The organism is Mucilaginibacter yixingensis (assembly GCF_041080815.1).
Taxonomy (GTDB): domain Bacteria; phylum Bacteroidota; class Bacteroidia; order Sphingobacteriales; family Sphingobacteriaceae; genus Mucilaginibacter; species Mucilaginibacter yixingensis.
This window is the reverse complement of the sequence record NZ_CP160205.1, coordinates 2139634-2165663: the sequence shown is the minus strand read 5'-3', so window position 1 is coordinate 2165663 and position 26030 is coordinate 2139634. Positions and strand designations below refer to the sequence as shown.

At 45.3% G+C, this 26030-nt stretch carries 21 protein-coding genes; 6 read left to right on the top strand and 15 right to left on the bottom strand.

Features of this window, described 5'->3' with window-relative positions; genetic code table 11:
• Positions 1–12: 12 nt before the first annotated feature.
• Positions 13–3210 (bottom strand): TonB-dependent receptor, encoded by a 3198-nt coding sequence (locus ABZR88_RS08655; protein ID WP_245917039.1) that lies wholly within the window; start codon positions 3208–3210, stop codon positions 13–15.
• Between the two features lie 566 nt (positions 3211–3776).
• On the opposite strand from ABZR88_RS08655, the gene ABZR88_RS08650 reads away from it, so the two are divergent.
• Entirely contained in the window at positions 3777–4391 is a 615-nt protein-coding gene (locus ABZR88_RS08650) for a response regulator transcription factor (RefSeq protein WP_107828586.1), read from the top strand.
• Here ABZR88_RS08650 and ABZR88_RS08645 read toward each other — a convergent pair.
• From ABZR88_RS08645 to ABZR88_RS08630, 4 genes are all read right to left on the bottom strand, one after another.
• Complete coding sequence (locus tag ABZR88_RS08645) at positions 4379–6439, bottom strand: ATP-binding protein (RefSeq protein ID WP_107828585.1); 2061 nt, start codon at positions 6437–6439, stop codon at positions 4379–4381. The genes ABZR88_RS08650 and ABZR88_RS08645 overlap by 13 nt on opposite strands.
• Positions 6440–6546: 107 nt before the next feature.
• Complete coding sequence (locus ABZR88_RS08640) at positions 6547–7020, bottom strand: hypothetical protein (protein WP_107828584.1); 474 nt, start codon at positions 7018–7020, stop codon at positions 6547–6549.
• Position 7021: 1 nt separating this feature from the next.
• Positions 7022–7951 (bottom strand): heme-binding domain-containing protein, encoded by a 930-nt coding sequence (locus tag ABZR88_RS08635; RefSeq protein WP_107828583.1) that lies wholly within the window; start codon positions 7949–7951, stop codon positions 7022–7024.
• Positions 7952–8038: 87 nt separating this feature from the next.
• The gene (locus tag ABZR88_RS08630; RefSeq protein ID WP_107828582.1) at positions 8039–8905 is read right to left on the bottom strand and encodes a LysR family transcriptional regulator; all 867 of its coding nucleotides are present in this window, start codon (positions 8903–8905) and stop codon (positions 8039–8041) included.
• Between the two features lie 96 nt (positions 8906–9001).
• Here ABZR88_RS08630 and ABZR88_RS08625 point away from each other — a divergent pair, with 96 nt between their 5' ends.
• Positions 9002–9724 (top strand): class I SAM-dependent methyltransferase, encoded by a 723-nt coding sequence (locus ABZR88_RS08625; protein ID WP_107828581.1) that lies wholly within the window; start codon positions 9002–9004, stop codon positions 9722–9724.
• An 11-nt stretch (positions 9725–9735) separates the two neighbouring features.
• Here ABZR88_RS08625 and ABZR88_RS08620 read toward each other — a convergent pair whose 3' ends face one another.
• From ABZR88_RS08620 to ABZR88_RS08585, 8 genes are all read right to left on the bottom strand, one after another.
• Complete coding sequence (locus ABZR88_RS08620) at positions 9736–10698, bottom strand: Smr/MutS family protein (protein WP_107828580.1); 963 nt, start codon at positions 10696–10698, stop codon at positions 9736–9738.
• A gap of 125 nt (positions 10699–10823) precedes the next feature.
• Positions 10824–12062 carry an O-antigen ligase family protein gene (locus ABZR88_RS08615; RefSeq protein WP_107828579.1) on the bottom strand — a complete coding sequence of 413 codons (1239 nt, stop codon included), beginning with the start codon at positions 12060–12062 and terminating at the stop codon, positions 10824–10826.
• Positions 12052–13176: a hypothetical protein gene (locus ABZR88_RS08610; RefSeq protein WP_107828578.1), complete on the bottom strand. Its 1125-nt coding sequence runs from the start codon at positions 13174–13176 to the stop codon at positions 12052–12054. The genes ABZR88_RS08615 and ABZR88_RS08610 overlap by 11 nt, the downstream gene beginning before the upstream one ends.
• On the bottom strand, positions 13167–14624 hold the full coding sequence (locus ABZR88_RS08605; protein WP_146166530.1) for a hypothetical protein: 1458 nt from the start codon (positions 14622–14624) through the stop codon (positions 13167–13169). Before ABZR88_RS08605 ends, ABZR88_RS08610 begins: the two co-directional genes overlap by 10 nt.
• A 140-nt stretch (positions 14625–14764) precedes the next feature.
• Positions 14765–15256: a hypothetical protein gene (locus tag ABZR88_RS08600; RefSeq protein ID WP_107828576.1), complete on the bottom strand. Its 492-nt coding sequence runs from the start codon at positions 15254–15256 to the stop codon at positions 14765–14767.
• Positions 15257–15425: 169 nt separating this feature from the next.
• Positions 15426–17006, bottom strand: a complete 1581-nt coding sequence (locus ABZR88_RS08595; protein ID WP_107828575.1) for a hypothetical protein — start codon at positions 17004–17006, stop codon at positions 15426–15428.
• A 1081-nt stretch (positions 17007–18087) separates the two neighbouring features.
• On the bottom strand, positions 18088–18894 hold the full coding sequence (locus ABZR88_RS08590) for a DUF4249 domain-containing protein (protein ID WP_107828574.1): 807 nt from the start codon (positions 18892–18894) through the stop codon (positions 18088–18090).
• Between the two features lie 3 nt (positions 18895–18897).
• Positions 18898–21222: a TonB-dependent receptor gene (locus ABZR88_RS08585; protein WP_107828573.1), complete on the bottom strand. Its 2325-nt coding sequence runs from the start codon at positions 21220–21222 to the stop codon at positions 18898–18900.
• Between the two features lie 194 nt (positions 21223–21416).
• Between ABZR88_RS08585 and ABZR88_RS08580 the strand changes: the two genes are divergently transcribed.
• Together ABZR88_RS08580 and ABZR88_RS08575 are read left to right on the top strand one after the other, a co-directional pair.
• Positions 21417–22472 carry a sensor histidine kinase gene (locus tag ABZR88_RS08580; protein ID WP_107828572.1) on the top strand — a complete coding sequence of 352 codons (1056 nt, stop codon included), beginning with the start codon at positions 21417–21419 and terminating at the stop codon, positions 22470–22472.
• Positions 22469–23188, top strand: a complete 720-nt coding sequence (locus ABZR88_RS08575) for a LytTR family DNA-binding domain-containing protein (RefSeq protein WP_107828571.1) — start codon at positions 22469–22471, stop codon at positions 23186–23188. The genes ABZR88_RS08580 and ABZR88_RS08575 overlap by 4 nt, the downstream gene beginning before the upstream one ends.
• Positions 23189–23201: 13 nt before the next feature.
• On the opposite strand, the gene ABZR88_RS08570 is transcribed toward ABZR88_RS08575, so the two are convergent.
• Together ABZR88_RS08570 and ABZR88_RS08565 are read right to left on the bottom strand one after the other, a co-directional pair.
• Positions 23202–23510 (bottom strand): hypothetical protein, encoded by a 309-nt coding sequence (locus tag ABZR88_RS08570; protein WP_107828570.1) that lies wholly within the window; start codon positions 23508–23510, stop codon positions 23202–23204.
• 117 nt (positions 23511–23627) lie between these two features.
• Positions 23628–23837, bottom strand: a complete 210-nt coding sequence (locus ABZR88_RS08565) for a hypothetical protein (protein ID WP_107828569.1) — start codon at positions 23835–23837, stop codon at positions 23628–23630.
• Between the two features lie 267 nt (positions 23838–24104).
• Here ABZR88_RS08565 and ABZR88_RS08560 point away from each other — a divergent pair, with 267 nt between their 5' ends.
• Both ABZR88_RS08560 and ABZR88_RS08555 read left to right on the top strand, forming a co-directional pair.
• Positions 24105–25076: an aldo/keto reductase gene (locus ABZR88_RS08560; RefSeq protein WP_107828568.1), complete on the top strand. Its 972-nt coding sequence runs from the start codon at positions 24105–24107 to the stop codon at positions 25074–25076.
• Complete coding sequence (locus ABZR88_RS08555; protein ID WP_107828567.1) at positions 25076–25879, top strand: AraC family transcriptional regulator; 804 nt, start codon at positions 25076–25078, stop codon at positions 25877–25879. The genes ABZR88_RS08560 and ABZR88_RS08555 overlap by 1 nt, the downstream gene beginning before the upstream one ends.
• Positions 25880–26030 lie beyond the last annotated feature (151 nt).

The window sequence follows — 26030 nt, the reverse complement described above, 5'->3', positions numbered from 1 at the left end:
TATCTTTAATGGTTAAAAGTTAACGTTAGCGCCAAAGGCGAAGGTTCTTGCACGCGGGTAGGCGCTATAGTCAAACCCACCGGTTAATACTGAGTTATAGGTACTCACCTCCGGATCTTCACCCGAGTAATGTGTCCAGGTATACAGGTTCTGGCCTGAAACAAACAGTCTGATAGACGATATTTTGATTTTTTGTAACCAGGCTTTTGGCAGGTTATAGCCCAGCTGTACGGTTTTCAGACGCAGGTAAGAGCCATCTTCTATTGTTCTGGATGAGTAGCCGCCGCCAAAATATCCGTTTACACGATAGTTGGCCGAGCCTTGGTTAGTTGGCGTCCAGCGGTCGTTATAGCTGGCAAACTGCTCCAAATAGGTTTTGCTTAAGGCGTTACCCTCAAAAACCATGCGGCTGGCATTCTGGATATCGTTACCGTATGACCATTGGAAGAATACGCTCAGGTCAAAACCTTTGTAGCTAAAGTTGTTGGTAAAACCACCCTGATGGATAGGCAGTGATCTGCCGATTACTGTGTAATCTGATGAGTTAATCACGCCATCGCCATTCAAATCCTTGTATTTGATATCGCCGGGCTGAATATTGACACGGGCATTACCATTTGAAGGCACACCATCTTTTAGCACATAGGCACCTGTAGCTGATTTATTAAAATCGCTATACTGATAATTACCGTCCCATACAAAACCATACATCTGGCCCAGCGGCTGCCCTACCCTGGCTATATAGCCCGGGGTGTTGACCCAGCCGTTATCCCAGGCTATGCTGCTCAGCAAACTCTCCTGGCCGTTAGCCAGCGCCAACACTTTATTACTGTTAAAGGCGATGTTAAAGCTGCTGGTCCAGCTAAATTCTTTATTACGGATGTTTACGGTATTCAGTGTTAGCTCCAGACCCTGGTTCTGCACGCTGCCCACGTTCTCATAAGCGGTGCTGTAACCGCTTGAGGTAGGCAAGGTGGCGTTCAGCAACAGATCTTTAGTGGTTTTGCGGTAAACATCACCTGTAAAATTGATACGGTCGCCAAAGAAAGACAGGTCCAAACCGACATCATATTGCGCAGTGGTCTCCCATTTCAAATCAAAGTTGCCAATGGTTTTCGGCACCACGCTGGTTGCGTAAGTATTATTGAAAGAGTAGTTATAAGAAGGGTCTATAATGGTAGACGACAAATACGCAAAGTCAGACACGCGGTTGTTACCGGTTTCGCCGTAGCTTAAGCGCAATTTACCGTTGGATAATACCCGATTACCTTTCAGGAACTGCTCCTCGCTAAATCTCCAGGCCGCTGCTGCAGAAGGGAAATAACCCCAGTGATTTTGCGGAGCAAATTTGGATGAACCATCTGCACGGAACGAGGCGGTAAGGTAATAAAGCGAGTTGTAGTTATAAGTTGCACGCCCCAGCCATGACTGTAAACGATTCAGTGAACTGAGGGCTTTGGTCAAACTTGGATTTAATGTGCCCTCATCCAGGCCACTTATACCCAGCGATTCATTAGGCAAATGACTGGCTCCAAAACCATAAGTACTTGAGGTATTGCCTTGTTGGGTAAAACCGGCCAATACATTGAGGCTGTGCTTGCCATAATTTTTGTTCCAGGTAAGCGTGTTCTCGTTAGCCCAGTTATTGTTTTTAGAAGTATAGATAGATCCGTTAACACCGTTTTGCGACCCTACAATTGAATTAGGGCTACCATAATAAGTATTGGTATTGTTAAAGTTCTCATTAACAATCTCTGTATTGTTGATGATGCCGGTAATACGCAAAACCAGGTTCTTGGTAATATTATAGTTTAAATACGTGTTTACGTTTAAGGCGGCGGTATTCGTGTTGCGCACCAGGTTCTGCTGGTTAAGTATCGGGTTAAACTTATAGTCGTTTGCCGAAGCGGTAGTTGGATCAACCTCATCCGTTGCAGAATAAGGCGACAGCGGGTTTGAGCCCCATACGCTGTACATAATATTGGTAGTACCACTATTGGTAGATGCTGCCAAACCGTTGCCAAACTGTGTCAGGTAAGAATAATTGGCATTGATACCTACCTTAAACTTATCATTTATAGTTTGATCTAAGCTGATACGACCTTGATAGCGTTTAGAACCGGTATTGAGCACTGTGCCATCCAGGTCATCCACAGAACCGCTAACAGAATAGGCGGTTTGCTGGGTACCGCCACGCAGCGCCACATAATAGCTGCGCAGGCTACCTGTTTTAAAGAAAGGCGACTGCCAATCTGTAGTCGGCGCATTCTGATAATCGGCCAGCGTTTTGTTAGGCGTGGTCAGATAAACATAAGTAGGTGTTGGATTGGCTGCTGTACCGGCTGTTGGATCGCGCTCAATTTGCATGCGCAGAAAATCATAGCTATTCATTAACTGCATGGTTTTGATATTATCTACAAAACTCTGCGTTACGTTAAGATTGACAGTTGGCTTACCCGCCTTACCCTTTTTTGTAGTGATGATGACCACACCATTGGCACCACGAGAACCGTAAATAGCAGTCGCCGAAGCGTCTTTCAACACATCCAGACTTTCAATATCTTGCGGATTGAGCAGGCTCAGGTTAAAACCTTCTATCGGAAAGCCGTCTACTACATATAATGGAGTGTTGTCTTGTGTAATAGAGTTAGCACCACGGATAACAATGTTAACGGCCGAGCCAGGCTGACCATCTGCTGAATTGATTTGCACACCGGCTACACGGCCTGCAAGTGCATCTGCAACAGAAAGCACGGGCGCCTTGGTAACATCATTCATAGAAACCTGAGCAACAGCCCCGGTCAAGTCCTTCTTTTTCTGCGTACCATAACCCACAACCACTACATCATTCAGGGTAGACGCCTGGTCTTTCATCGTTACGGTAATTTGCTGCTTGCCCCCAAGCGGTACCTTAACAGATTGGTAGCCGATATAGCTAAATAGCAGCACGGCATCTTTATTTGGCACGGTGATGGTGAATTTACCATTGATATCGGTTGCCGTAGTAGCGGCACCGTTTTCAACTTTCACAGTTACACCTATTAATGTTTGTTGCTGTGCATCCTTAACCACACCGGTTACTTTCACGGACTGCGCGTACAGCCCAACACTCGACGCAAGGATCAGCAAAACTACAAGAGCGATCCCCTTAAACCCGCCATGTGTGCGGATACAGGAAGAAAGCGAAACGCGTTGTACATTGGTCATCATCTGTAAAATTAGGTTAGAGAGCAAGTAATAATTGTATTTAGACAAGCAGAAGAACCTGATACACAGCGCTTCATACTTTTAAAAGAATGTTGTAAAAATTTGTTCATGGGCTTAATTAATTAATTTGGTTATTATTTAAAATTCTATTAAAAACATCTTTTTAATGGTGCTTTCTAACAATTGCGTGCCCGCACACACTTTTTGAGTTTAAAAAAGCCTGTACCCCTTACTAACAACCGGAAAACACCCAAATCAACAAACCCTAACCGGCATTGGTACAGACATCAAAAGCAATTACACATACGGTAACACCATCACGGTAAAAAAAAGAACAAACAGGCGCGTGTGCGGACACACAATTGGCAAGACTTATAATTAAATACTAATTTAGTATTATGCTTTCATAAATCTTTATATCCAAAGATATTTTTTTTACGATGGCATAACAATAACTTAAACAGGGTATATTTGAGTACCCCCCACGCCCAAATGTAACCCAACTGCGCTGTTTTAGTGCTGGGATTGGATAACAATACACTGCTTTTATTATTTTTAGCCAAGTATCAATGAAGAATATAGGTTTAATAGAAGACAACGAAAGCCTTCGGGCCGTTTTTACAGCATATTTTAATGCCTCCTCTACTTTTGATGTTGTTTTTTCTGCCGGCGATATTAAAGACGCACTTCAAATAAAAGATGCCGTTCCTCAAATCCTGTTGCTGGATGTAGACCTGCCTTCAGGGTCGGGCATTGATGCCATTCCCCTATTGCAACAAAATTTTCCGGGTACCAAGATCATTATTCTCTCTAGCCTTAAAGATGCCAACCTTACCAAACAGGCCATACAAAATGGTGCATGGGGTTACCTGCTTAAAACAAGCAGCCTGGACTATATCAATGAATCATTAATGCGTATTGATGATGAGGGCAGGCCATTCTCTCCTGAAACCATCTCCCACCTGTTTAAGCAAACAACTGCCGCACCACAAGAAACCAGCCTGACTAAACGCGAACTGGAAATTGTTAGACTGATGAGCGAAGGGAAGCTTAATAAACTGGTAGCCGATGAACTTTGTATCTCGCACTTTACCGTTAATCAGCATTTAAAACACATTTACAAAAAGCTGAACGTTAACTCCAAGCCCGAGCTGGTGGCCTGGTACTTATCTTACGCCAGATAGCGGCGCAACGTTACATTAAACACTGCTCCGCCATCAACGCCTGGACTAAACCAGATCTTTCCTTTGTGAGCTTCTACAATTTGCCGGCAAATAAACAAACCCAAGCCATGCGAGGGCTCGTTAGATGTACCCTTTCTTTTTATACCGGCCGATATATCAAATAGTTTTTGCTGAATATCCTCAGGGATACCGATGCCGTTATCTGCAATTGACACCGTTACCTCCGTTTTGGTTACGTGCATATCAATTTTAATCATCCCCTTTGCCCCGGTAAACTTAATGGCGTTGGTAAGCAGGTTATTAAATACACGGCGCAGTTTTTCGGCATCGGCATTTATTATTACCTGCGCAGGCGCAAACTCTACTTGTTGCCGTTTGGCATGAGCTTTTACCAGTAATCGGTCAATACATTGTTTCAGCAAATCGCTCAGTTCAAATTGCTCAAGCAGTAGTAATTCGCCCGAAGCATTGTTGTTCAGCATATCTTCAATAAGCGACAAGGCATCAGCACAATCGGCATTAATTAATCTGGTAATGTTACTTCTTTCTACAACAGGCAATGTATCTCCATCCAACAACTGTGCGAAGTTTCTCATAGCAGCAATAGGGCTACGCAAATCATGCGCTACCAGCTGTATAATTCGGGCATTAGCCTCGTAACTGCGTTCAAGCGCAGTAAAAGCCCGGCCCAAGTCTTCATTCCTGATCTGTATTTCATCGTTCAACAACTTAAGTTGCCTCACGTTGCTTCTTGATCTGCGGAAGTTGAGCCAAAGCAAAGCCAATATAAATGCAGACAGTAACAAGACAATCATGGCGCCGCCCAACAGAAACCTGGAAAGCGTTTTATCTCTTTGCAGACGACCTATCTGGCTAACCTTCTCATTGTATGCCATTAGTCGGCCCATATTTTCCTGAATGTTGGCACTTTTCTGCTTAGCCAGCGAATCATTGAGCAGCAATAGCTGTTGATTGGCCTGATAAGCTTTAGGAAAATTGCCGGTTTGTGCGGACACACCTGCCAGCAGTTTAAGATACTGCATGCGATGATCTGCATATTGCGGTTTATCTGCCCACATTTTAAGCGTATCAAGCATTGCGCTTACTTTTTGCGTTTCGTGCCGTTCCAGATAAAGCGCCGCAAGTTTTTCTCTACTATAAATGCTTTCATCCCCCGGATCGTTCTTTGAAAGCTCTACACTTTTATTGAGCAGTTGTTCGGCTTCTGCTTTTCTTCCAACGGTTAAAAATACTTTGGCCTTATTTCCATAAACAACACTTTTGGCCAGATCTATAAAACGCTGCTGGTCTGTAGTAGTAAACTTTTGCTGCTCCTGCCCAATATATTTCAGCGCCTTGTCATAATAATACAGAGCGCTATCGGGTTTATTAAGTGCGCTGAAACAAAGTGCTATATTATCTAATTGAGCCTGCGTGAAGGTAAATTTAAGCCAGGCATCGTTGTTATAAGGCTTATTTTCCAGCACTTGCTTAAAATAGCTAAGTGCTTGTTGATAATTACCCTGCTGGTAAAAACCAGTGGCCAGGCGTATGTTGTAGTTAAAGAAATGTACAGGGCCTTTATTAGCTCCTATCCTTTCCAGATCATCGGCCTCATCATAATACTTAATAGCACTTTCAAAATTGTTTAAGCCTAGCTGTGTGTCACCTTTAGCAAACAGCGATTTTATCAGGTCATCGCTATAAGGCTTGCCCTGCTTAGCCAGCGGCGCGGTAAGAATAATCATGCTATCGGCATAATCAGATGCCTTCAGGTATTCGCGTTGGGATGAGTAAACGCCCCTGATAAAATTATAGCGTTTCCAGCGGTCGTCAGCACCGGGAGTGAATTTGACATAGGCACTATTAATAAACCTGATCTTCTCAGATACAGGTAACCCGTTAGCTATTATCAGGATAGAATCGGTTAGCTGCGGGTGCTCTGCCTTGGTTAACTTTGAAGCTTGATTGCAACCGGAATAGATAATAACGATGCTAAACAGCAGCCATAAATAATAAAAATGCTGATAGACCCTGTTTTGTACCATTGAGATCAGAGAGAGATGAGCTCAAATAACGAAAAAAAACAGAAAGGTGGAAGCTGGCTCGTTTTAATCAAACAAATAAATCCAACACCACACCCACACTTTAATGCTCATGGCAAAATGGATACTTTTTGAGAAAGCATAAACTGTATCCGCCCGGCAGTTCCAGTGGTATCGGTAACCGTCGTTAGTTTCTTCCCAGATAATTTTTGGTAAACAAGACTAGCATCAGCCCCTTTTTTTGCCAGTTTCTCGACAGAGATCAGATCGCCGGGAATGCGTGCGCCAAACCAATGCGCGTCATCTTGCTGTTGCCATGTCACCAGCGTAAATGAAAAATTAGTGGCTTGGGCGGGAATAGCTGATTTCAAAGCCAATTCAGCAGCGGCATCGCCATAAAGTAAACTCATGGTATGCTCCTTTTTGTTAATGACGGCCGTTAACACTTTCTGGTGAAGATCAGACACGCTGAAAGTTGCCGGCAGTGAGGCTTTTTGATTGATCAACTCTCCCGATGGCGTTTTTGGCGTGCAGGCAATCAGGGCCAGCAATACGGTAAATATGCTATAGGTAACTGCTTTCATGTTAATTCTTAATAGGAAAAGTAAATACCAGATCATTGTCTTTCATAGGCTCGTGACAACTGATACATTCATGAGTGAACATAGCCGTTTTGCCGTAAGGGATATGTTGAGGCGTTTTGAACCGGGCAAAGCCCCAGCCACGAGTTGATTGATATTTTTCGGCATCCTTAATCATAAACTCTACCTGCTTGAAAGCGCCGGTGGTAACGTTGCCATTACGGTCCTCAACTTGATCCCACGCCGCTTTGGCAAACACCGTGCCATTGGGCCATGGATTAATGTGATGCTCTTTTACCGCTTTAACCGCAATGTCATTACCGTAGATAACCCGCATCGTGCCGTTATCAAAACGATCGGACGTGCTCATTATTTGCCAGTTACCATAATCTGGAATATAGGTTATACCGTTTAAGGTTTTGGCGTCTTTGTTTCCTCCTGTTCTTCCTACAGTCTGAAGTTGCAGATCGCGATCATGAATTTTTGCGGTGTCGCCAGGCGCTGACTTCACCATTCCCTGCAAATAATTTTTGAGGACAGCCAGATCTGCGCTGGAAACACGCGCATCGCCATGAACAAACGTATAGCTTTTGATGGGCATTGCGCCCTGTTCTATCTGGTTGACAGCCTCCCATAACTTAGCTTTACGTTCAGCTGGCGCTAATTTATCCCATTCAGAGAAATTGAGTCCTTTCCGGCCATCCTTAATATGTTCTGCTACCTGCCAGTAAACAGGTTGAACTTTGTCATACCAGCGCAGATTGGTTTCATTAGAATGACAATCATAACAAGCCCTTACCAAAATAACTTTAACCGCTGTGGGTGCTTCAAAATCCTGCGTAACAGGTGGATGGTCTATTTTGGGCCTGATTAGTTGGAGACAAGCCACAACAATCAATACGCAGATCCCGGAAACGAGCAAAAATTTCTTCATACAGCAGACGGCATAAACGGTTGAACAAACTAATTGGGGTTGATAAATTAAGACACTAACTATCAACAGATTAAAAGTAAGGTATTTTTAGAAATTTTCAATAAACCACCGAAGGGCCGCGTTTTTATTAGTTTCCTTGTAGGCCAGCAAAACTTCTGTGTGCACAGGTATATCGTTTAGCGGAATAAAGTTCACTTTCAGGTAGTGGTATTGCCGCTGCAGCGATGCGGGCAAAATGGTAACGCCCAGTCCTGCCTCTACCAGCTGTAGAATTGAGTGAGTATTGTTTACCTCATGTACTATCTCAGGAGCAAATCCCATACGCTCGCAAATCTCCAGCAGCTTATCGTTAAAATGAGGCGCATAGCTTTTATTAAAGAAGATAAAAGGCCGGTTTTTAATATACTCCGCAATTTCGTCTGGATCTACAAGTTTAGTTGTAACCGGTACAACCACCATAAAGGGATCAAAAAAGAGCGTTTGAATATGAAGCTGGGCAGAATGCACCGGGGCACGCAAAATGCCTACATCCAGGCGGCCCTGCTCCAGCGCCTGGATCTGCGTAACGGTGGGCATCTCAAACAAACTGGTACGGATAAACGGATAAATTCCACGCAGATCCAGCAACACATCGGCCAACCGTGACTGATATACAGAACTGATATAACCAATCTTTAACTCACCGCTCTCGGCCTGATGAATCTGCCTTACTACGTTTTTACTTTCTTCCAGCCGGGCAAAAACCGCCTCTACTTCTTTCAAAAAATACCGGCCAGCATCGGTTAGCGCTACCCGTTTATTGCTACGCGTAAACAGTAAAACGCCCAGTTCTGTTTCCAGTTCCTTGATCTGGCGGCTCAAAGGTGGCTGTGCAATAAACAGTCGGGCTGCGGCCCGGCCAAAATGCAGCTCTGTTGCAACGGTTCTAAAATAATGCAGATGCCTAAGTTCCATACCTAAAAAGTATCAATAATTGCCAAAAATGATATTTTTCAAATATGGATAAAGCAGATAACTTGCACAAATCAAAAACATAAAGTATAAAGCATTATGAGTACCAACTACCAGGGCATCGCCACTAATGAGCAAATCAGAGAACGATTTGACAAAGACACGGAACGGTTTTCAAACTTAGACACCGGACAGCAAACAACAATTGATGCGCCGCTTACCATGGATTTATGTACCGAAGCGGCCAAACGCGCCAATCCGCAAGCCACTCATTTACTTGATATTGGCTGTGGCGCCGGCAACTATACCTTAAAAATGCTGAGCAAATTACCTGGTTTGAATTGCGTGATGAATGACCTGAGCTTACCGATGTTAGAAAAAGCAAGGGAGCGCGTTAGCGCCGAAACCAGCGGCCAGGTAACCATCATTCAGGACGATATGCGTAACCTGGATTTACCCGCAGACCATTTTGATATTGTATTAGCAGCAGCTACGCTCCATCACCTCCGCGGAGACGATGATTGGGAGTTGATGTTCGATAAAATCTACAAGGCTTTAAAACCGGGCGGCAGCTTTTGGATTTCTGACCTGGTTGTTCAGGACTCTGCCGTGATGAATGACTTGTTTGAAGACCGTTACTATGATTACATTGAAAGCCTTGGCGGCCCTGAATACCGGAAAAAAGTATTTGAGTACGTGCATTTTGAAGATTCGCCCCGCTCGGTTAACTACCAAATGGCATTGATGACCAAAGTGGGCTTCCGCCACGTTGATATCCTGCATAAAAACTCCTGCTTTGCCGCTTTTGGTGCAATCAAATAACTGTCGGTTATCTACTTAAAAATCACCTTTGTAGCACCGTAGCCAAATTTTTCTTTACGGGCATCCATAAAGGTGCGTACTTTCTGATGCTTGCCCAACGCTTTGTGCAATTCTTGTTTTAAGGTGCCGTTACCTGCACCATGGATAAAGACAATTTCAGGCAACTGATGCACAATGGCGGCATCTAAAGCTTTGTGGAACCGGGCCAGCTGGATCGCTAAGATCTCGCTGGCTTTTAAAGACCAATGGTCATCACGTAACTTTTCAATATGGAGGTCTACTTCACCGGCGGGCTTTTCAATCTCGGTTTTTTCTGCCGCCGATTTAAAAAAACTTTCCTTTAACTTTTGAGCATCAATAATGGGTTCGGGCTCATCCAGTCTAATCATCCAGCCCATTTCGTTCAGTAAGGGTAATTTCTTTTTCGCGCCAGAGAAGTCTTTGGCTTTAAAGCGATAGTTGAAAACAACAGGGGCCGGCGGTTGACTATTCTGCGTAGTGAAATAAGTGATATGGAAGATGAATGCAGGCCATAACTGCAGATCGGCCAGCTGGGCCGAATAAATTTTAACACCCGATTTCGGGCCCGTTAAACCGGCATATTCTCCCTTGTAGGATTGCTGCTTTTCTGTGGTCATGGCCGTTAATAGTTGAAAAGCGGTATCATTCAGCAAATAAAAATGCACCACCGAGCCTGCTTTGGGGTCGTTCACTACACCCAGATAAACACCTTTTCCAAAATCACTTTCAGATGCTGTTTCAGAATGGATGGTTGCTGTTGTTTCGCCCCCACCGTTTTGCTTTTCGCGCGCTGGTTCATGACCATGCACAAAGGTCACTTTACTAGCCAGTACGGGAATCTCAAAACCGTCTTCGTCACTAACACCAATCATCTGCTCATCAATGATACGGGTTACAAAGCCTTCCATTTTCTCGTCAACAAACCGTACAAAATCGCCTAATTTATATTTCATCGCTCAAGTGGTAAGGGCACAAAGGTATAGGATTGATCCATAGAAATGACCATCTCGCGCGCATTTTGCGAACGTATCTGGCACCGTAACTAATTTATGCTTCCTTTTTTAGTGGCAGAAGTAACTTAGCGCTGCTCTTTTTGCAATTGTAGGGTCTGGTTTTTTATCAAATCAATTTGGGCCGAAGGTATTTTAACTGGTTGATATAAGATTTGCCTGCTCAGCCGGACTGCGTTCACCTGATCATGCTTTTTGAGGTAAAATTTGAATAAATCGAATTTCGAACCAAACCTGTTGGGAACCATGGCTACCGCATCCTGATAAAATGCTATCGCAAGACTATCCTGACCTGTCATAGCGTAGCAATTAGCCAGTTTCAAATAAAGATCGTTGTAGGTGATCCGTTTGGAAAGCTGCCGATAGATGGCTTCTGCCTGCCGGTAACGCTTCATTTCATAAAGCAGATCTCCATAAAGGGTTAAAAAGTGATCATTCCCGGCCAAATGCGCCAATTGTCCGGAGGCGTCAGCAAGTGCTTCATTTTTAAATCCGGCAAAGGCCAGGTCTTTGGTGGCTGAAAAATCTTGTTCTTCGTGGTAACAACGCAGCGCCACCGTGCCGATCCATATTAAGCAGAGTGCAGCCAAACCCGCCACACCTGTTAGCCAAATGTTTTTAAACTTTAGCGCGGAGCGACTGAGGTAGCCGATGGTGCAAATTGTTAAACACAAAACCAACACCGCCAGGTAATACCATTGATAAAATACAAAGGTAAAACAAGCAGCAACCAGCATGGCCATGAGCTGAACGGCACTAAGCAACTCCAGAAAGGTTGCTTGCTCCCTGTTGCCGAAAACCGGGGATAACAATTTATACACGCCCCAAACGGCAAACAGCAGCAGCAGCCCTCCTATTACACCGCACTCTACCATCAACTGAAAATAATCATTGTAGGCATAGGCAACATTGTCTGCCAGCAGCATTTCTTTTACAGCGTAGTTACCTGTAGCAAAATAATGGGCCTGGTACCTCATGTAAAACAGGTTGAAATGATGCAAGCCGATGCCCTGTAACCAATGCTCCGTAAACATTGGCCAGGCTATTTTATAAATCAAAACACGGCCCAGGGAAGAATCTACCTTGATCAGGCAGCTACAAATTAAAAGCGCGGCTATAACCAGCAATCCCATTAGCCAAACACCGGCTTTCTGTTGTTTAAACTTAGGTACCAGTAATAAACAAAGCGCGCATAAGTAACCTAAAGCAAAGGCACGGCTGCCGAAATAAACAGCAACACCAAACCCCGTGAGGGTGAGCCCCATTACCACAGGGATGGCCCAGGTTTTTTCTTTGTTACTTATCATGATAAACAACAATGCCGTAAAACACTGTGGTTGGCGGACTGGCATCCCAGTTTCCCCAGGCGTGCGATTCATCCGTTACATAATTCAGCTTATACTTCCCGGGTTTTAGCGAAATAACGGTGTCTATCTGCTGATTTTTCTCCGCCCCTCCTGCCGGCCTGGCATAGTAGGCGTTCATCGACCAGACGTTTTTTCCTTTACTGTCTGTAATCCAGCCATAATCAGAGAAGGTTGGCGACTGAACAATATTCTTTTTGAGCGCAATTCCCTTGGAATTATCATTAACAACAAAGTAAAAGTTGAGTGACTGCTCGTCCCTGTCAACTTTGAAACTACCTGATAAATCACCAGGCGCAATAGCATGGCCTAAAGCCAGATTATTGATCTGGTAAGTGACCAAACCTTTCAGATAAGCGGAATCTTTGACAACCCCAGATTTGCTGCGCAATGCAACGGCTTCCCCGGCAACGGCTGGTCGGCTTGCTGAAAAGCTCAGCCTTCCGGTACTATGCCTGGTGTACAGCGGATCTGAAGCACTGGCCCAAACCATTTTCGCTTTTTGTTTCATCCCATCATCATTGTCAGCCAGCGCGCAATCAAAGCTGACCGTGTTAACACTATCGATACCCAGCGACCGCAAAGCACTCCACGGAAATTTAACCTGGATCAGGTACTGCTTTTTCGCCACATTATAAATGCCCGTATAACTGGCCCCATTGCTAACGTAGGAAAGCGTATCTTTCTTTTTGGTCGGATTATCCCACGGGAAGACAAACCCCTGCAGCTGTTTACCCTTTTTAAAGAAGATTTCGATATCATCACTCTTAAAAAAATAGCACTTGGGTACAGCAGCCAGGTTAACTACCATTTCTCCAACGCCGTAAATATGACATTTGGAGGCCTGCGTTAACGTGAAGGTCGTATCGATGGTTGCATAGTTTTGCGGATTGATGATTTGAGCGATAGGCTCATCCTGATAAAATCTTGGATCGATCAGTTTATTCCCGGCGCCATTTGAACTCAGAATACCCTGAATACCTTTAGATTGACAACCCATTAGCAGAGCCGCGGCAGAAAACAGCGGCAGCAGTCGGGTGATATATTTTAATGCCATGAGAGCGTGTGATTAGTGTAAGTGAAAATTCTTTCCTTGGTGGCTTTATCCGGGTTGCTCACCCAATAAACCGCATTTGACGGAACATGCTTAAAACAAACGGTCTTGCCGCTAGCAGTTTCTTTGCCGGCAAATACCCAATGCTCCTGCCAATAGCAAAGCTCATAGGTTTTCCCTTTCTCAATATTGGGCCCATCGGGCCCCTTTTTGGAAACGGTAATGTCAATTTGCTTAGCCGGATTAGGATTCAGCGTTTGCACCTTTCCCGAAGTGTCCGCATATACAGGATTCCCCGCTCCCACCATCCGGCCCTGATCGCCATTATACGCGGGCAGGTATAGAATATCACGCCCCATATCTGAAAAAGTGGCCCGGTTTTGGTCTGCAATCCTAGCCCAGTACACTGGCACCCAATCTTGTCTGCTATAAACACACAAATAAGCAATCTTCCGGTCCAGGCCGTTCTTTTTTAGGTTAACTGCAATGTCCGTAACCGGCAAATATTCTTTGGTTACGTCTTTTAGCCTTTGGTTGTGAAACTCTAAAGGAATCGGTTCTTCCAAATCTTCGCGCTCCTGAAGCGAGGCTAAAGCCTGCGGCTGCAGGTCAAACGTATGCCGGAAAACTTTAGGACGCTTGCGCTGAAACGCAAGTTCAATTTTTGTCAATCCCGGATCTGACTCTGAGCCAACAAACGGGACGGGTTTACCATGATCAATTAGGGCGTTCCAGTCATGCCCGCCACTGGCGTTGCCCCAGGTTGGCGTACCGTCCATTACAACGGGGATTCCCATGGCCCGCATAACAAAAGTGGTATATTCAGTTGCCTGATAACATTTTCCAGACCTGATGGCGTCCAGCTCTGGGAACCCGGAATCCCACATAGATGGGAAGGAGCGGATCGTAAAGTTATTTTTTAAGTCATTGTTCAGTAGCAGACAGGCTTTATAGGCATCAGTGCTGCCTTTCATCGAGTCGGCCAGCCAGTGATACCTTTTCTGAACGGTCTGCATCCATGAAGAAGGCAGCTCATCCACCAATTTATAGGGCAGGATATACGCACAAAAATCATTGAACGATAAAGATTTTGCCCAGGGCATTTGCCAGGCGCGAAAGGCCGCATCAATATGGGCAATCAAATAATCAGGTGTAATGGTTTTGAAATCTTCACGCTCAGCAACATCACTCAGATGGATATCGGGCGCGGCATTGGTAAGGCTGTCCCAAATTGTTTCATAATCTTTTTTGTGGGCTTCCGGTACAGTTAAAAGCTGATGGAAGAGCGATTGATAACCCACCACACCTGGCCCGGTGGTATGCGTTTGCCCCTTCAGGTTAGCCAGAATCACATAGGCAGCCTGCAGTTTGGTTTGTTCTCCACTGCGCTGATAATGTTGAATAACTTTGAGAAAGCGTTGCCCATAAGCCCCCGAGCTGTCGGTTAGCAAACGGACGTTTGGGGGCGCCGTATGACAGCCGGACAGGGCTATCATCAAAAGTAATATAAGCCATGTATACGGCCTTTTGGGTTTTATGAAGCGCATATCACGGCGAACTTGATAGCAGAGATTGATAGACATGGAAACGGTTATTTATAAATGGTTAAAACAGCATTAAGGGCATCAAAGTGAGCGGTAAATACCGGTGCTTTGTCTAAATTGAAGAAGGTGATCTCTTGTTGCGTATCATCTGCCTGTTCATCAAAATACAGTTCATCATTCCATTTTTCCTGGCGGATAAAATCATTTAGTTCATTATTAAACCCAGCAGCAGAAGTAGACTCTACCAGCAGCGTGGCACTGGATGGACCGATCTTGATTTGATAACCAACTGATTCATTGGCAAAAGCGCTCTCGTCAGCATTCTGCGGGTGAAATCCCTTGCTGGAAAGCCATTCTTTTAACTGATTTTGATCGCCACTGTGCAGGCAGCTTTTAGCCTCCAGCAAATCATTCCAGGTGAAGGTTTTGAAATGAAAATTGGAGGATTCATCCGGCGATACCTGGGCATGGGCATTTCCTACATAAAAACAGCAGAGCAGTATAATAAATATAGCGTTTAGTGCTTTAGTGATTTTCATGACAATAAGATCAAATAGGTGAATTAAATAACGCAGACTAAGGGTAAATAACAGCTAGAGTGAGATTTCTCACCCTAGCTGTTCAAATCTATTAAGCAACCCGGTTAATAAGCGCAATATTAACTTTAGCTACACTGTACTAAACAGATCAGCTTCAGCGCAATATTGATTAATTACAAGCGCCTTTACCCTGAGGGGCGTAACCCGCTGTTGTAACAGCGCCAGACATGGCACGTATGGTCTCGCCCAACTCGCCAGCTGTATGTGTAAAGTTGTCATGACTAGGCGATGAAATGGTGGTGCCTGCCGCCGCAAACCAATGCAACGCCGCATCGGTATCATTGTACTCGGTGTAGCCCGATGATGGCACATTCAAAAGCACAAAATTGACATTACTTAAGTTAGGCAACGATGGGTTATAGCCGTCATAAATCACGGCATTTAAGCCTGCATTGAATTGCGACTGAGTAACCGTGATGGTGTAGCTCACCGTATACGGGAAATTACTGTCATCCTGACTGCTGCCCCTGCTAACTACCGTTGGAGATTGCGGAGAAGGCCAGAATCCTATCACCTGGGTAACATTCGTGCCATCGGTGTTATTTTTTGTAAAGCCAACAAAGGTATGCCCGCTATTAAACCAACCACTATTTGGCGTCATCCAGATGATGCCCTGTCCCAAAGCCGCCTGCATGTATGACGAATAAGGTGCAATGGAAACCCATGAAGATTTATCTCCCGGAATAGGTTGTTTAACGTACAAGGTCATGGTATAAGAGCTTGCCTGCTTATTATCATTAAAACAAGAGGCAAATTTGCTCGGATTGATTTCCGGCAGGCTGTTTGTTTGCCAGAAGGAAAGGTTTACATCATTGTCAGTGATGGAAGGGACATACCCCCCGCCATTACCTGGATCGGTTGGAGGAGGATTCGGGTTAGGGTCTAGCGGGTTTGAATTATCGTAGCAATAGAGATAATCAATTGATCCGGATGAGGTTTGCGTGCACCTAAACTCGCCTGTTTCGGTATTCACCACACAATCAAACGTATAGGTCGGCGTGCTATACAGATCACATTCAATCTCATTTGTCTTAAGGGTGCTTTGAACGCTTAGCTGTGGCCCGCCAGACCCTCCGTTGGACGAAAGACGGTAGTTAGCGGTTTTTATGCCGTTCTTAACGCGTACCAGGTGTAACGGCTGATGGTTCCAGGCCTGATAATAAAGATACCCTGAAAATTGAGACTGAAGTTTATCTATCCAGTTGTTGCTGATATCGCCATTCAGTTTAGTCACTGTTTCTTTATCAGGGATATAAGTAACCAGCTCTTTATTAATCACTTTCGAGTTAACATCCTGATAAATCAGCAATCTGGTAAACGCGGCCTCAACGCTGGTGATATCCGGTGGCGTTTTCACCGAGTCTCGACGCTCATTGAACAGCGGGACTTGCTTTTTATTGAAAGCAATGGGCACTTCAACTACCTCTAAATTATTGGACCTTTTGTAAATTCTGGCTTTTTTCCAGAGGATGGTACCTTTACTGCCTACGTTGCCGGAGTCACCTGGTTGCGTGATGGCGTTGGCTTTTAGATCGGTCGTCTGTTTTAAAAAGTTTTTAGCATCTCTCAGGTTGAAGGTAATGCCATCTCCGGATTTCGAATCCGGTGAGCTTTCATTGGCTTTTTCTTTGTGACATGCATAGATCACTACGCATAGCAGGAGAACAAGTGCGGTTAGGTACTTTTTCATTTGTGGTTTAAGTGGTGATTTTATAGGGGTTGATAATAGATTTGACGCAGTGTCAGAAGCGGCTTAACCGGTAGTATTGCTTTTCATAGGATTTAGGTTCAGGATCAATTAATATTACACCTGCATTGATCATCCCTGATCGTTTTCCAATCGCTGCAACGGCTATTTCGGGATGGAAAAGCAACAGGCACAAAAAAGATCTATTAAATTGACAATCAGCATATTAAATACAAAAAACCAATTAACAACCCCAAACAAACGAGGTCCACTTTGACTTGTAAATGCTCTGATTACCTATTTTTCGCATCCCTTAAATTAAAAGTGATCCGGTGGTCAGATTTAATGGCAGATAAGTTTTCATTCGGCGCCTCTTTATGGCAGGCATAAATAACTGCGCATAAAAGAGCACAAGTGCGGCTAGATAATTTTTCATGTAGGCTTAGTAACTGGTTTAAGAGGCAGGATGATTTGACCAAAGCCAAATTTTTAGTAACTATCAAATTTAACCATAGGATACATTACCATATATGGCCCGTCACCCTGTTTTAAGAATCAATGGTAGACTTATCAGAATTACGGAATAACTATCACGTGTTTGACCAATATTAAAACTGATAGGGCAATAAATCGGAGTGTTTTTGGGCCACCGCAGCCAGGTGAGGTAGCATTGGTCAATGGGCTGTTAATGCTGAATTGGAATGCCGTAATGGGTATTGGCATTTATTTCCTAAGATTTGATGGCCTTCGGATTTTAGCGATCCGGATGATCCGTGCATGCTGAAGCGTTACGCTTCCAGCCGATGATCCGGGGATGGGTTTCCCCGGATCCCTGTTACCGGATAAAAGTTTTCAGGCTTAGCGCGATAACGATAGCCTTGCGAAAGCTATAATAAATAGATAATGCAATAAAACCATCAATCAGGAACATCGAAAGCAAATGGATTCCGCTTCCGCTTTTCACATTTTTCTTCAGATGTTCCTTCTATTTCAAACTTGACGTCTATTATTTCTTACAAATCCGCGGGGTTCCCATTTGTTGGCTCTCCGTGGATGGTGCACCTTTTTAGGCGGCTGTAAATAATTATTTAACCACTATCGTTTTACTCTGCACCGTTTGCGCGCTAAAATAGCCGAATACCGCCGGTGTGATATTGGTGGGCGGATTAGACGGCGATACACTGCCGCCGGGACCAGAGCCGGTGCCTTGCTGTTGAAGGCTGAACCAATAGGTGAATACTGCGTGGTCAATGCATTGCATTTGTACGGTCACGTTATCACCGGCGTAAATGGCCTGATCGTTGTCGTCATTACCGGTGCGGAGGTCGAAATTGATATCATTGCCGTTGGTAAAGCGGTCGTCTACGGTAAATACGCGGGTAACCTGTTTGCCATTGACAAAAAGCAAAAAGTTATACTGATCGGCGGTGGCAACGGGGTCATGAAAATGGACGGTGATTTTCTTTTTGCCCTTCCCGCCAAAGTCGCTGTCGGCGGAGGTAATACTGTCCAGAGCAACTTTCAATGGCATGGTAGAGGTTGCGGTGTAAGTTTGATTACCGGTATTAACGTTCATCTGGTAGGTCTGGCCGCTTGCGCCGGTCAGCGCGGCGTTGGTGTAGGTACCGGCAGCCCCTTCGGTAAAGGCGTACACCTTACCGTTCTGATCGGTTACGCTAACGGTGGCACCGGTCACAGCCGGGTAAGTATTGGTGCTGGTAAAAGCTACGTTGCGCGATAGCTTGATGGTTTGTCCGGCCTGATCGGTCACAGCGCCTTCAATAACGAGTTTACCAGAGTCATTGGCCACTTTAATGTCGATCACCTTCTCACACGCGCTAATGCTGGCGGTGATAGCGAGTATATATAGATAGATTACAATTTTTTTCATTGCTTATTTAAAGTTAAAGTTCCAGGTAACCGAAGGAATAGCTGTGGCAAAAATGCTGGTTTGCACGGCCTCGGTAGTGTTAGGTACGGTCTTGCTGTCGCGGAAGGTAATGGTATATGGGTTACGATAGCCGTAGAGGTTATAAATGCTGAACGTCCAGCTGGAGTGATAGCGTTTGTGTTCTTTCCCCTCCAATGTAGCGCCGATGTCAAGGCGATTGGTAGCAGGCTCGCGGTAACCGTTGCGCTGCGAATAAGAGAATACCGTTATACCGTTTACATTATACTTGCCGGTTGGATAAGTAATGGCCCGCCCGGAGCTGTACACAAAGGATGATGACAACGACCAGCGTTTGCTGAGTTGGTAAATACCAACTACGGAGACATCCTGAGGTCGGTCCTGGCTGGAGTTATAATAGGCACCGCCGTTAATAGCTGCAAATTTGTTCTGTGCTTTTGATAGTGTGTACCCCACCCATCCGTTAAACCGGCCGTATTTCTTTTTCAGGAAAAGCTCCAGGCCGTAGGCTCTTCCGCTGCCGTAAGTAAGTAACGACTCTACATCAGCGTTTGCAATAAGTTGGGCGCCATCTTTATAATCAATCTGGTTTTGCATCCATTTGTAATAGACCTCGGCCGAGAACTCAAAAGCATTATCGCTAAAATTCCGGAACCAGCCGGCAGAAACCTGGTCGGCAATCTCTGGTTTAATGTTATTGCTGCTCATCACATAAACATCAGTGGGATTACTGCTGGTAGAGTTACTGAGCAAGTGGATGTTCTGGGTATTGCGGTTATAAGAGAATTTAAGCGAGTTCTCGTCGCCGAGCATATAGCTGGCAGATAAACGGGGTTCCAGGTTCAGGTAGCTTTTCACCACAGATCCAGAACTGTAAGATTGTGTATTGGTCACCGTACCGGCGGTGTTATAGGTTTTAAAGCTCCCGGGGCCCATCAGCAGCATATCGCTTAATCGTAGGCCGTAGAGTACGGTCAGCTTGCTGTTCAGGTGCCATTCATCACTGATATAGGCAGCATTCTCAAAGCCGTAACGGTGCTCTACGTTGGTTTGATTAAAACTAGAGGCGCCGTCTGTACTGATATCACCAGGTGCAATATCATGGTGATTCACATAGAAACCAAACTTGAGGTAATGACTACTGCTGAGTGAATACTGCAGATCTTCCTTAAAATTAAGGTCTGTGATCTTAGAAGTTGCCTTAAAATTATTGCCTTCCTGAAAATCCTCTACCACATAATTGTAATTGCTGTAGATGAGCGAGGTGTTGCTGAACAACTTATTGTTAAACAAATGGTTCCAGCGCACGGTTCCGGTTGAATTACCCCAGTTGGTGCCAAAAGTATTTTTAAGGCCGAGTACATCCTTACCGAAATAGCCAGAAAGATAAACGGTATTCTTGTCATCCAGGTGATAATTGGCCTTGGCATTCAGATCATAAAAATACAGCGTGCTGTTTTTCAGGTCAGTGTCTCTGGCCGCGTGGGTAAACACATCGATGTAAGTTCGGCGTGCACTGATCATAAACGAGCCTTTATCGCCAATGGGGCCTTCTGCCTTCAGGCGCGAGGCAATCAAGCCGATGCCGCCTTGTAAGGAAAAGTTTTTGGCGTTACCGTCATTCATTTTCACATCCAGTACCGAAGAAAGGCGTCCGCCGTACTCAGCAGGCATACCGCCTTTATAAATGCTAACGTCCTTGATTGCGTCTGAATTGAAGGTGGAAAAGAAGCCGAGCAAGTGCGACGCATTGTAAACAGTAGCTTCGTCCAACAGGATCAGGTTTTGGTCTGAAGCACCACCGCGAACATAAAAACCGGTATTGCCCTCCCCTGCCGATTTAATGCCCGGCATCAGGGTGATGGTTTTCAAAATATCTTTTTCGCCCAACACCACTGGCACCTGGTTAATTTGGGTCATGTTCAACTTTTCCAAACCCATTTGTGGGGCGGCTACGTTGTCGTTGTTCCTTTTGCCTGCAGAAATAACCACCTCCTGCAGACTGTTCCCCGGCTGTAAACTGATGTTTTGCGTTTTAGCCTGATGCAGGGCGGTTTGTTGCGTCAGCGGCTGGTAGCCGATATAGCTGTAAACAATGGAATAATCGCCCTCAGGTACGGTAAGCGAGTAAAAACCATAATTATTGGTAGCGGTGCCGGTAGTGTTCTGCCCGGCTATGCGCACGGTTGCGCCAATAAGGGTTTCGCCGGTAGTGGCGTCTTTGATCGTGCCGCTTAAAGTTACTTTTTTTTGCGCCATCCCGGTCAGGGTCAGCAGCAAGAGCAGCGCGGTCAGCAAAGGTTTTGTCATATGATCTGATTTGCCGCGAAGGTAAACTTTTAGTTAATCAGCAGGATGCATTTTATATTAACCCTGACATAAATTATAGCAAACCTGTTTTTTTAAGATACTTTGGCCAGACTTTAGCTCAGTTGGTATAAATACAACGCCCGTTGGTATAAAGTTAAAGTGACGAGCAAAATGGTTTATTAATTTTACTTTCCATGGATACCAGGAACAGATCTGCTGACTTCAGGAACGACCGTCTGTTAAGTTTACTGACTGAACGAAAATATAGGATTTATCGTCACCTGTCTTTGATTGCCTTTATGGCGGCAGTGTTATTTACGGAAAAAAAACCGCATGACGAGGTACCGCATGAGTTGCTCCGGTTCGTGGCGTTCTTTGTGCTCATTTGCCTGTTCTATTTTAACATGTACTGGATGCTGCCGAAGCTGATCTTCCGCCATCGGTATTTTGCATATCTGTCATGGGTGCTGCTATTGCTGGGTATAACACTGGCAGTGTTCATTATGATGAGGTCTTATGTTAAGCCCACCCATGGCAACTCAGGAGAAGAAATGGACGTATCTACCCTGTTACCGGTGGCCTTTATGTTTTGCATATTGCTGGGAGCTTCTTCGGCCATCAAACTGTTTCAGCGGTCTATCGCGGTCAGCAAGCGGGTTAGCGAATTGGAGCATGCAACAATACAGTCTGAACTGGAGCAGCTTAAAAATCAGATCAACCCTCATTTTTTACTCAACATGCTCAATAATGCCAATGTACTGACGGTTAAAGCGCCGGATAAAGCCTCTCAGCTTTTAATCAAGCTGAGTGATCTGCTACGCTATCAGCTCTACGACAGCGCAAGGCAAAGGGTGTTATTAACGGCAGATATTCATTTTCTGGAAGATTTTTTAAACCTGGAAAAGACGAGGCGAGATCATTTTACGTTTGATATCGAAACCCTAGGTGAACTGAATGGCGTGCAGGTATCACCTCTTTTATTTATCGTTTTTGTAGAAAACGCGGTGAAGCACAGCCTGGATGCCGATCATCCTTCTTCGGTCAGGGTGACTTTCGGGGTAAAGGATAACGTAGTTGCTTTTTCGTGCGAAAACACCAAACCATTTTATGAAAACCGGACGGTGATGAAAGGAGGCTTGGGGTTGACTAATGTGCGCCGAAGACTGGAGCTGCTTTACCCCGGTCAATATTCACTGATAACTTCAGATGAGGCCAACGGCTTCCGTGTAGATTTAACTTTAACGCTATGACCTGCATTATTGTAGATGATGAACCCCTGGCACGTGAGGCCATACAGCTATTGGTAGCGCAAACGCCGGGACTTGAACTGGCGGGTAGTTTTGGAAGCACCAATGCCGCGGGTAAATTTCTGGTGGAGCATCCTGTTGACTTGGTTTTTCTGGACATCCAGATGCCAGGATTAAATGGTATTGAGTTCTCCCGGATAGTACCGCCAGAAACGCTGATTATTTTTACAACGGCTTATGCAGAATATGCGGTGGATGGTTTTGAAGCAGATGCCATTGATTATCTGCTCAAGCCGGTAAAATCAGGCCGTTTCCAGATGGCCGTTCAAAAGGCACAGGCTTATGCAGATCTGCTGCGCCAGGCACAGCCTGCTGCTATTGAGCTAATGCCGGAGTCATACTTCTTTGTCAAAGCAGACCGCCGTTATCTGAAAATCCATTTTGACGATATCCGCTATATCGAAGGATTAAAAGACTATGTGGTGCTGCAAACAGCAGATCAGAAAGTGATTACAGCCATGAATATCAAAACCATCCATGAGCAACTGCCACGGCAGTTGTTTGTGCGTATCAGCAAATCCTATATTATCAATGTGCGGCATATCGATTCTTTTGATAATAATACAGTAATGATAGGTGATACTGAAATTCCAATAGGTAGTGCTTACCGGAAGTATTTTTTTGATGAGTTTGTGGCCAGGCGGATAATCAGCCGATAAGAATAAGGCGGCATTAAACCGTCACCGCCTTATAAAGCTTTTTTAGCTTTTTCACGTCCTTCTCCAGCCGTTCCACAAGTTCGTGAACGTCTTTGGTCTTCAACCCAGACAGCCCGGCAGCAATAGTCTGCTTTATGACAGGAAGGGTCTTCAGGTGTCCATGCCCGTCATAAACAGCAAAAATACTCAGGTGATCGCGGCCTTTAGCGTGCATTTTCAGGTAGTCTTCGTTGCCAGCTGCACTTTGTGCAATGAGGCTGTCAAAATGATCAAAAGCAATCACCAGGTTGGTGATTTCAAGCGTAACGATAGGCAGATCCATAGATAGATAGTTTTTTGCAAGCTATTAAAAAATGCCTGTTTCATGCCATTATTTTCAGCTTTAGACGATCTGGTGACACAACACCTGGGTAAAAGTTCCGGTTAACCCATTGTGCTCTCATTCAGCTCCGGCTGTTTCGGCAACTATTTGGATAAGCGGACCGGTCATGGCCATTTTATTGGTACTGTGATTTTCCCAGGTATCATTTTTCCGGATAAAAATATAGGGCGTATCATACATGCGTATGCTCAGTTCACCCGGCTTCTTATCCACTATGTAGAAATAATAAGTACGGTTTTCGTAGTGCGCGGCTAGCTTCTCGGTCATCCGGCAAATATAGAAATGCCTGCTATATGAATCCATCAATGCTATCCGTTTTTCTTCCACAATCAATCTCTATTAATGATAACCATTACCGTGTTGAACGTTTATCCCTTCACTTTGCCTGGTATTAAACTAAATTGCTTTTTAAAGACTGTGTCTCATTTAGACGGATGACACCAAACGCACGGCAGACCGGTGAGCCTTCCGGTCAACAACATTGAGCCGCGTAGATAAGCAGGTTGATGAATTATGGCTGACCTTTGTAGCACTATGGAAATCATTGAAAAAATACATTTGGGCCAACACGGCCCGCTGGTGTCCAAACTGGGTTTGGGCTGCATGCGCATGTCATCAGTATGGGGCGGTCAGGCATCAGACGAGCAGGAAAGTATTGCCACTATACAAGCAGCTTTAGACAGCGGCATCAACTTTCTAAATACCGGCGATTTTTACGGCGCCGGGCATAACGAACTGCTGGTAGGTAAAGCAGTCAAGGGGCGTCGGGATGACGCTTTTATCAGTGTAAAATTCGGAGCCATCTTCTATAACGGCTCCTGGCTGGGTCTGGACCTGCGCCCCGTGGCTATCAAAAATTTCATCAACTATTCGCTGGTGCGTTTGGGTACCGATTATATTGATCTGTATCAGCCCTGCCGCATGGACGGCAGCGTACCGGTGGAGGATATCATCGGTACCATCAGCGATCTTGTTAAAGAGGGAAAAGTGCGGCACATCGGCGTTTCAGAGATCACGCCGGAGCAACTGCACCAGGCAAATGCCGTGCATCCTATCAGCGCTTTAGAAATTGGCTATTCCCTGGCCGACCGCCAGATAGAAAGCGAACTGCTACCGGCCGCAAAAGAGTTGGGCGTAGCGGTAGTGGCTTTTGCCAATACAGCAGAAGGTTTGCTCACCGGCCAAATGAAAGCACCGTTGCCAGCGGGTAGTTACCAGGCACACTTTTCGCGCTTTCAGGGAGATAACCTGGTGCAAAACTTGGCAAAAGTGGAAGTACTGAAAGAACTGGCTGCAGCTAAAGGCGTTACCCCTGTCCAGTTGGCCATTGCCTGGGTGAACGTGCAGGGCGAACATATCATGCCGTTGGTGAGCATGAGCAAGAGAACACGTTTGCCGGAAAATATCGGGGCGATGTCCATACAGTTTACACCGGATGAAATCAGCCGCTTAAATACTACTTTTGCTCCCGGCGCCATTCTGGGCGGCACTTATTTACAGCGTTAATGACCAACCCACAAGAGATATTGCCCGGCATGATCTTTTACGCCTACCTTTCTGCCGAAAGGAAGGACAAAGTTTGCTTCTGGAACCATCACACCCTGGTGCTGATGGTTTCGGGGCAATTAAACCTGGTTACCGCCGGGCAGACCCTGCATGTAAATGCCGGAGAAATGCTACTGGTAGGCCGCAACCAACTAGGGACGCTGACCAAAAAGCCGCTGGACGGTGAGCCTTATGAAAGCATGGTGATCTCTTTGCAGGAAGGACTGCTACGACAGATTGCGCTGGAAGAGCATATAGAAATTGGCCGCAGCTACGCCGGTCCACCCAATATACCTATCCCTTCCAATGATTTCCTCGATGGTTATTTCCAGTCCATCAAGCCCTACGCTCACAGTGCGGCTGGTGCCCTTACCGAAGAAATGGGCCGGCTGAAAGTAAAGGAAGGGGTAAAACTGCTGCTGCACGCTTTACCGCACTTGCGGGACTTCCTATTCAATTTTGCGCAGCCGCATAAGATTGACCTTGAGCATTTTATGCTGAGTAATTTTCATTTCAACATTCCACTGGAGAAGTTTGCCCAAATGACCGGACGCAGCCTGGCCGCCTTTAAGCGCGATTTTCAGCAAATTTTCGGCATGCCACCCCGCCGCTGGCTGCAGGAAAAAAGATTGACCGAGGCGCACCGCCTGATCGGGCAACAGCAACGGCCTTCAGCCATTTACCTCGACCTGGGCTTTGAAAGCCTGGCCCATTTTTCGCGCGCATTTAAACAAAAGTTCGGCGTATCCCCTTCGCTGGTTTAAGCTTGCGCCGTTAACGTTTTTGCACTCGCGGCTGCCCACGCAACCAGCAATTCAGGCTAGCCGGTAAACGGCAAACCTCCAAAACAAAACCAATTAACTACAAATTCGTCAGGATTGAACAATTCAGAGCTCCAGGTGGTCATCTTTCAGG

Bases quoted from the DNA above. Each gene is read 5' to 3' on its own strand.
- ABZR88_RS08655 (WP_245917039.1), bottom strand. From the start codon at position 3,210: ATGATGACCAATGTACAACGCGTTTCGCTTTCTTCCTGTATCCGCACA.
- ABZR88_RS08650 (WP_107828586.1), top strand. From the start codon at position 3,777: ATGAAGAATATAGGTTTAATAGAAGACAACGAAAGCCTTCGGGCCGTT.
- ABZR88_RS08645 (WP_107828585.1), bottom strand. From the start codon at position 6,439: ATGGTACAAAACAGGGTCTATCAGCATTTTTATTATTTATGGCTGCTG.
- ABZR88_RS08640 (WP_107828584.1), bottom strand. From the start codon at position 7,020: ATGAAAGCAGTTACCTATAGCATATTTACCGTATTGCTGGCCCTGATT.
- ABZR88_RS08635 (WP_107828583.1), bottom strand. From the start codon at position 7,951: ATGAAGAAATTTTTGCTCGTTTCCGGGATCTGCGTATTGATTGTTGTG.
- ABZR88_RS08630 (WP_107828582.1), bottom strand. From the start codon at position 8,905: ATGGAACTTAGGCATCTGCATTATTTTAGAACCGTTGCAACAGAGCTG.
- ABZR88_RS08625 (WP_107828581.1), top strand. From the start codon at position 9,002: ATGAGTACCAACTACCAGGGCATCGCCACTAATGAGCAAATCAGAGAA.
- ABZR88_RS08620 (WP_107828580.1), bottom strand. From the start codon at position 10,698: ATGAAATATAAATTAGGCGATTTTGTACGGTTTGTTGACGAGAAAATG.
- ABZR88_RS08615 (WP_107828579.1), bottom strand. From the start codon at position 12,062: ATGATAAGTAACAAAGAAAAAACCTGGGCCATCCCTGTGGTAATGGGG.
- ABZR88_RS08610 (WP_107828578.1), bottom strand. From the start codon at position 13,176: ATGGCATTAAAATATATCACCCGACTGCTGCCGCTGTTTTCTGCCGCG.
- ABZR88_RS08600 (WP_107828576.1), bottom strand. From the start codon at position 15,256: ATGAAAATCACTAAAGCACTAAACGCTATATTTATTATACTGCTCTGC.
- ABZR88_RS08595 (WP_107828575.1), bottom strand. From the start codon at position 17,006: ATGAAAAAGTACCTAACCGCACTTGTTCTCCTGCTATGCGTAGTGATC.
- ABZR88_RS08590 (WP_107828574.1), bottom strand. From the start codon at position 18,894: ATGAAAAAAATTGTAATCTATCTATATATACTCGCTATCACCGCCAGC.
- ABZR88_RS08585 (WP_107828573.1), bottom strand. From the start codon at position 21,222: ATGACAAAACCTTTGCTGACCGCGCTGCTCTTGCTGCTGACCCTGACC.
- ABZR88_RS08580 (WP_107828572.1), top strand. From the start codon at position 21,417: ATGGATACCAGGAACAGATCTGCTGACTTCAGGAACGACCGTCTGTTA.
- ABZR88_RS08575 (WP_107828571.1), top strand. From the start codon at position 22,469: ATGACCTGCATTATTGTAGATGATGAACCCCTGGCACGTGAGGCCATA.
- ABZR88_RS08570 (WP_107828570.1), bottom strand. From the start codon at position 23,510: ATGGATCTGCCTATCGTTACGCTTGAAATCACCAACCTGGTGATTGCT.
- ABZR88_RS08565 (WP_107828569.1), bottom strand. From the start codon at position 23,837: ATGACCGAGAAGCTAGCCGCGCACTACGAAAACCGTACTTATTATTTC.
- ABZR88_RS08560 (WP_107828568.1), top strand. From the start codon at position 24,105: ATGGAAATCATTGAAAAAATACATTTGGGCCAACACGGCCCGCTGGTG.
- ABZR88_RS08555 (WP_107828567.1), top strand. From the start codon at position 25,076: ATGACCAACCCACAAGAGATATTGCCCGGCATGATCTTTTACGCCTAC.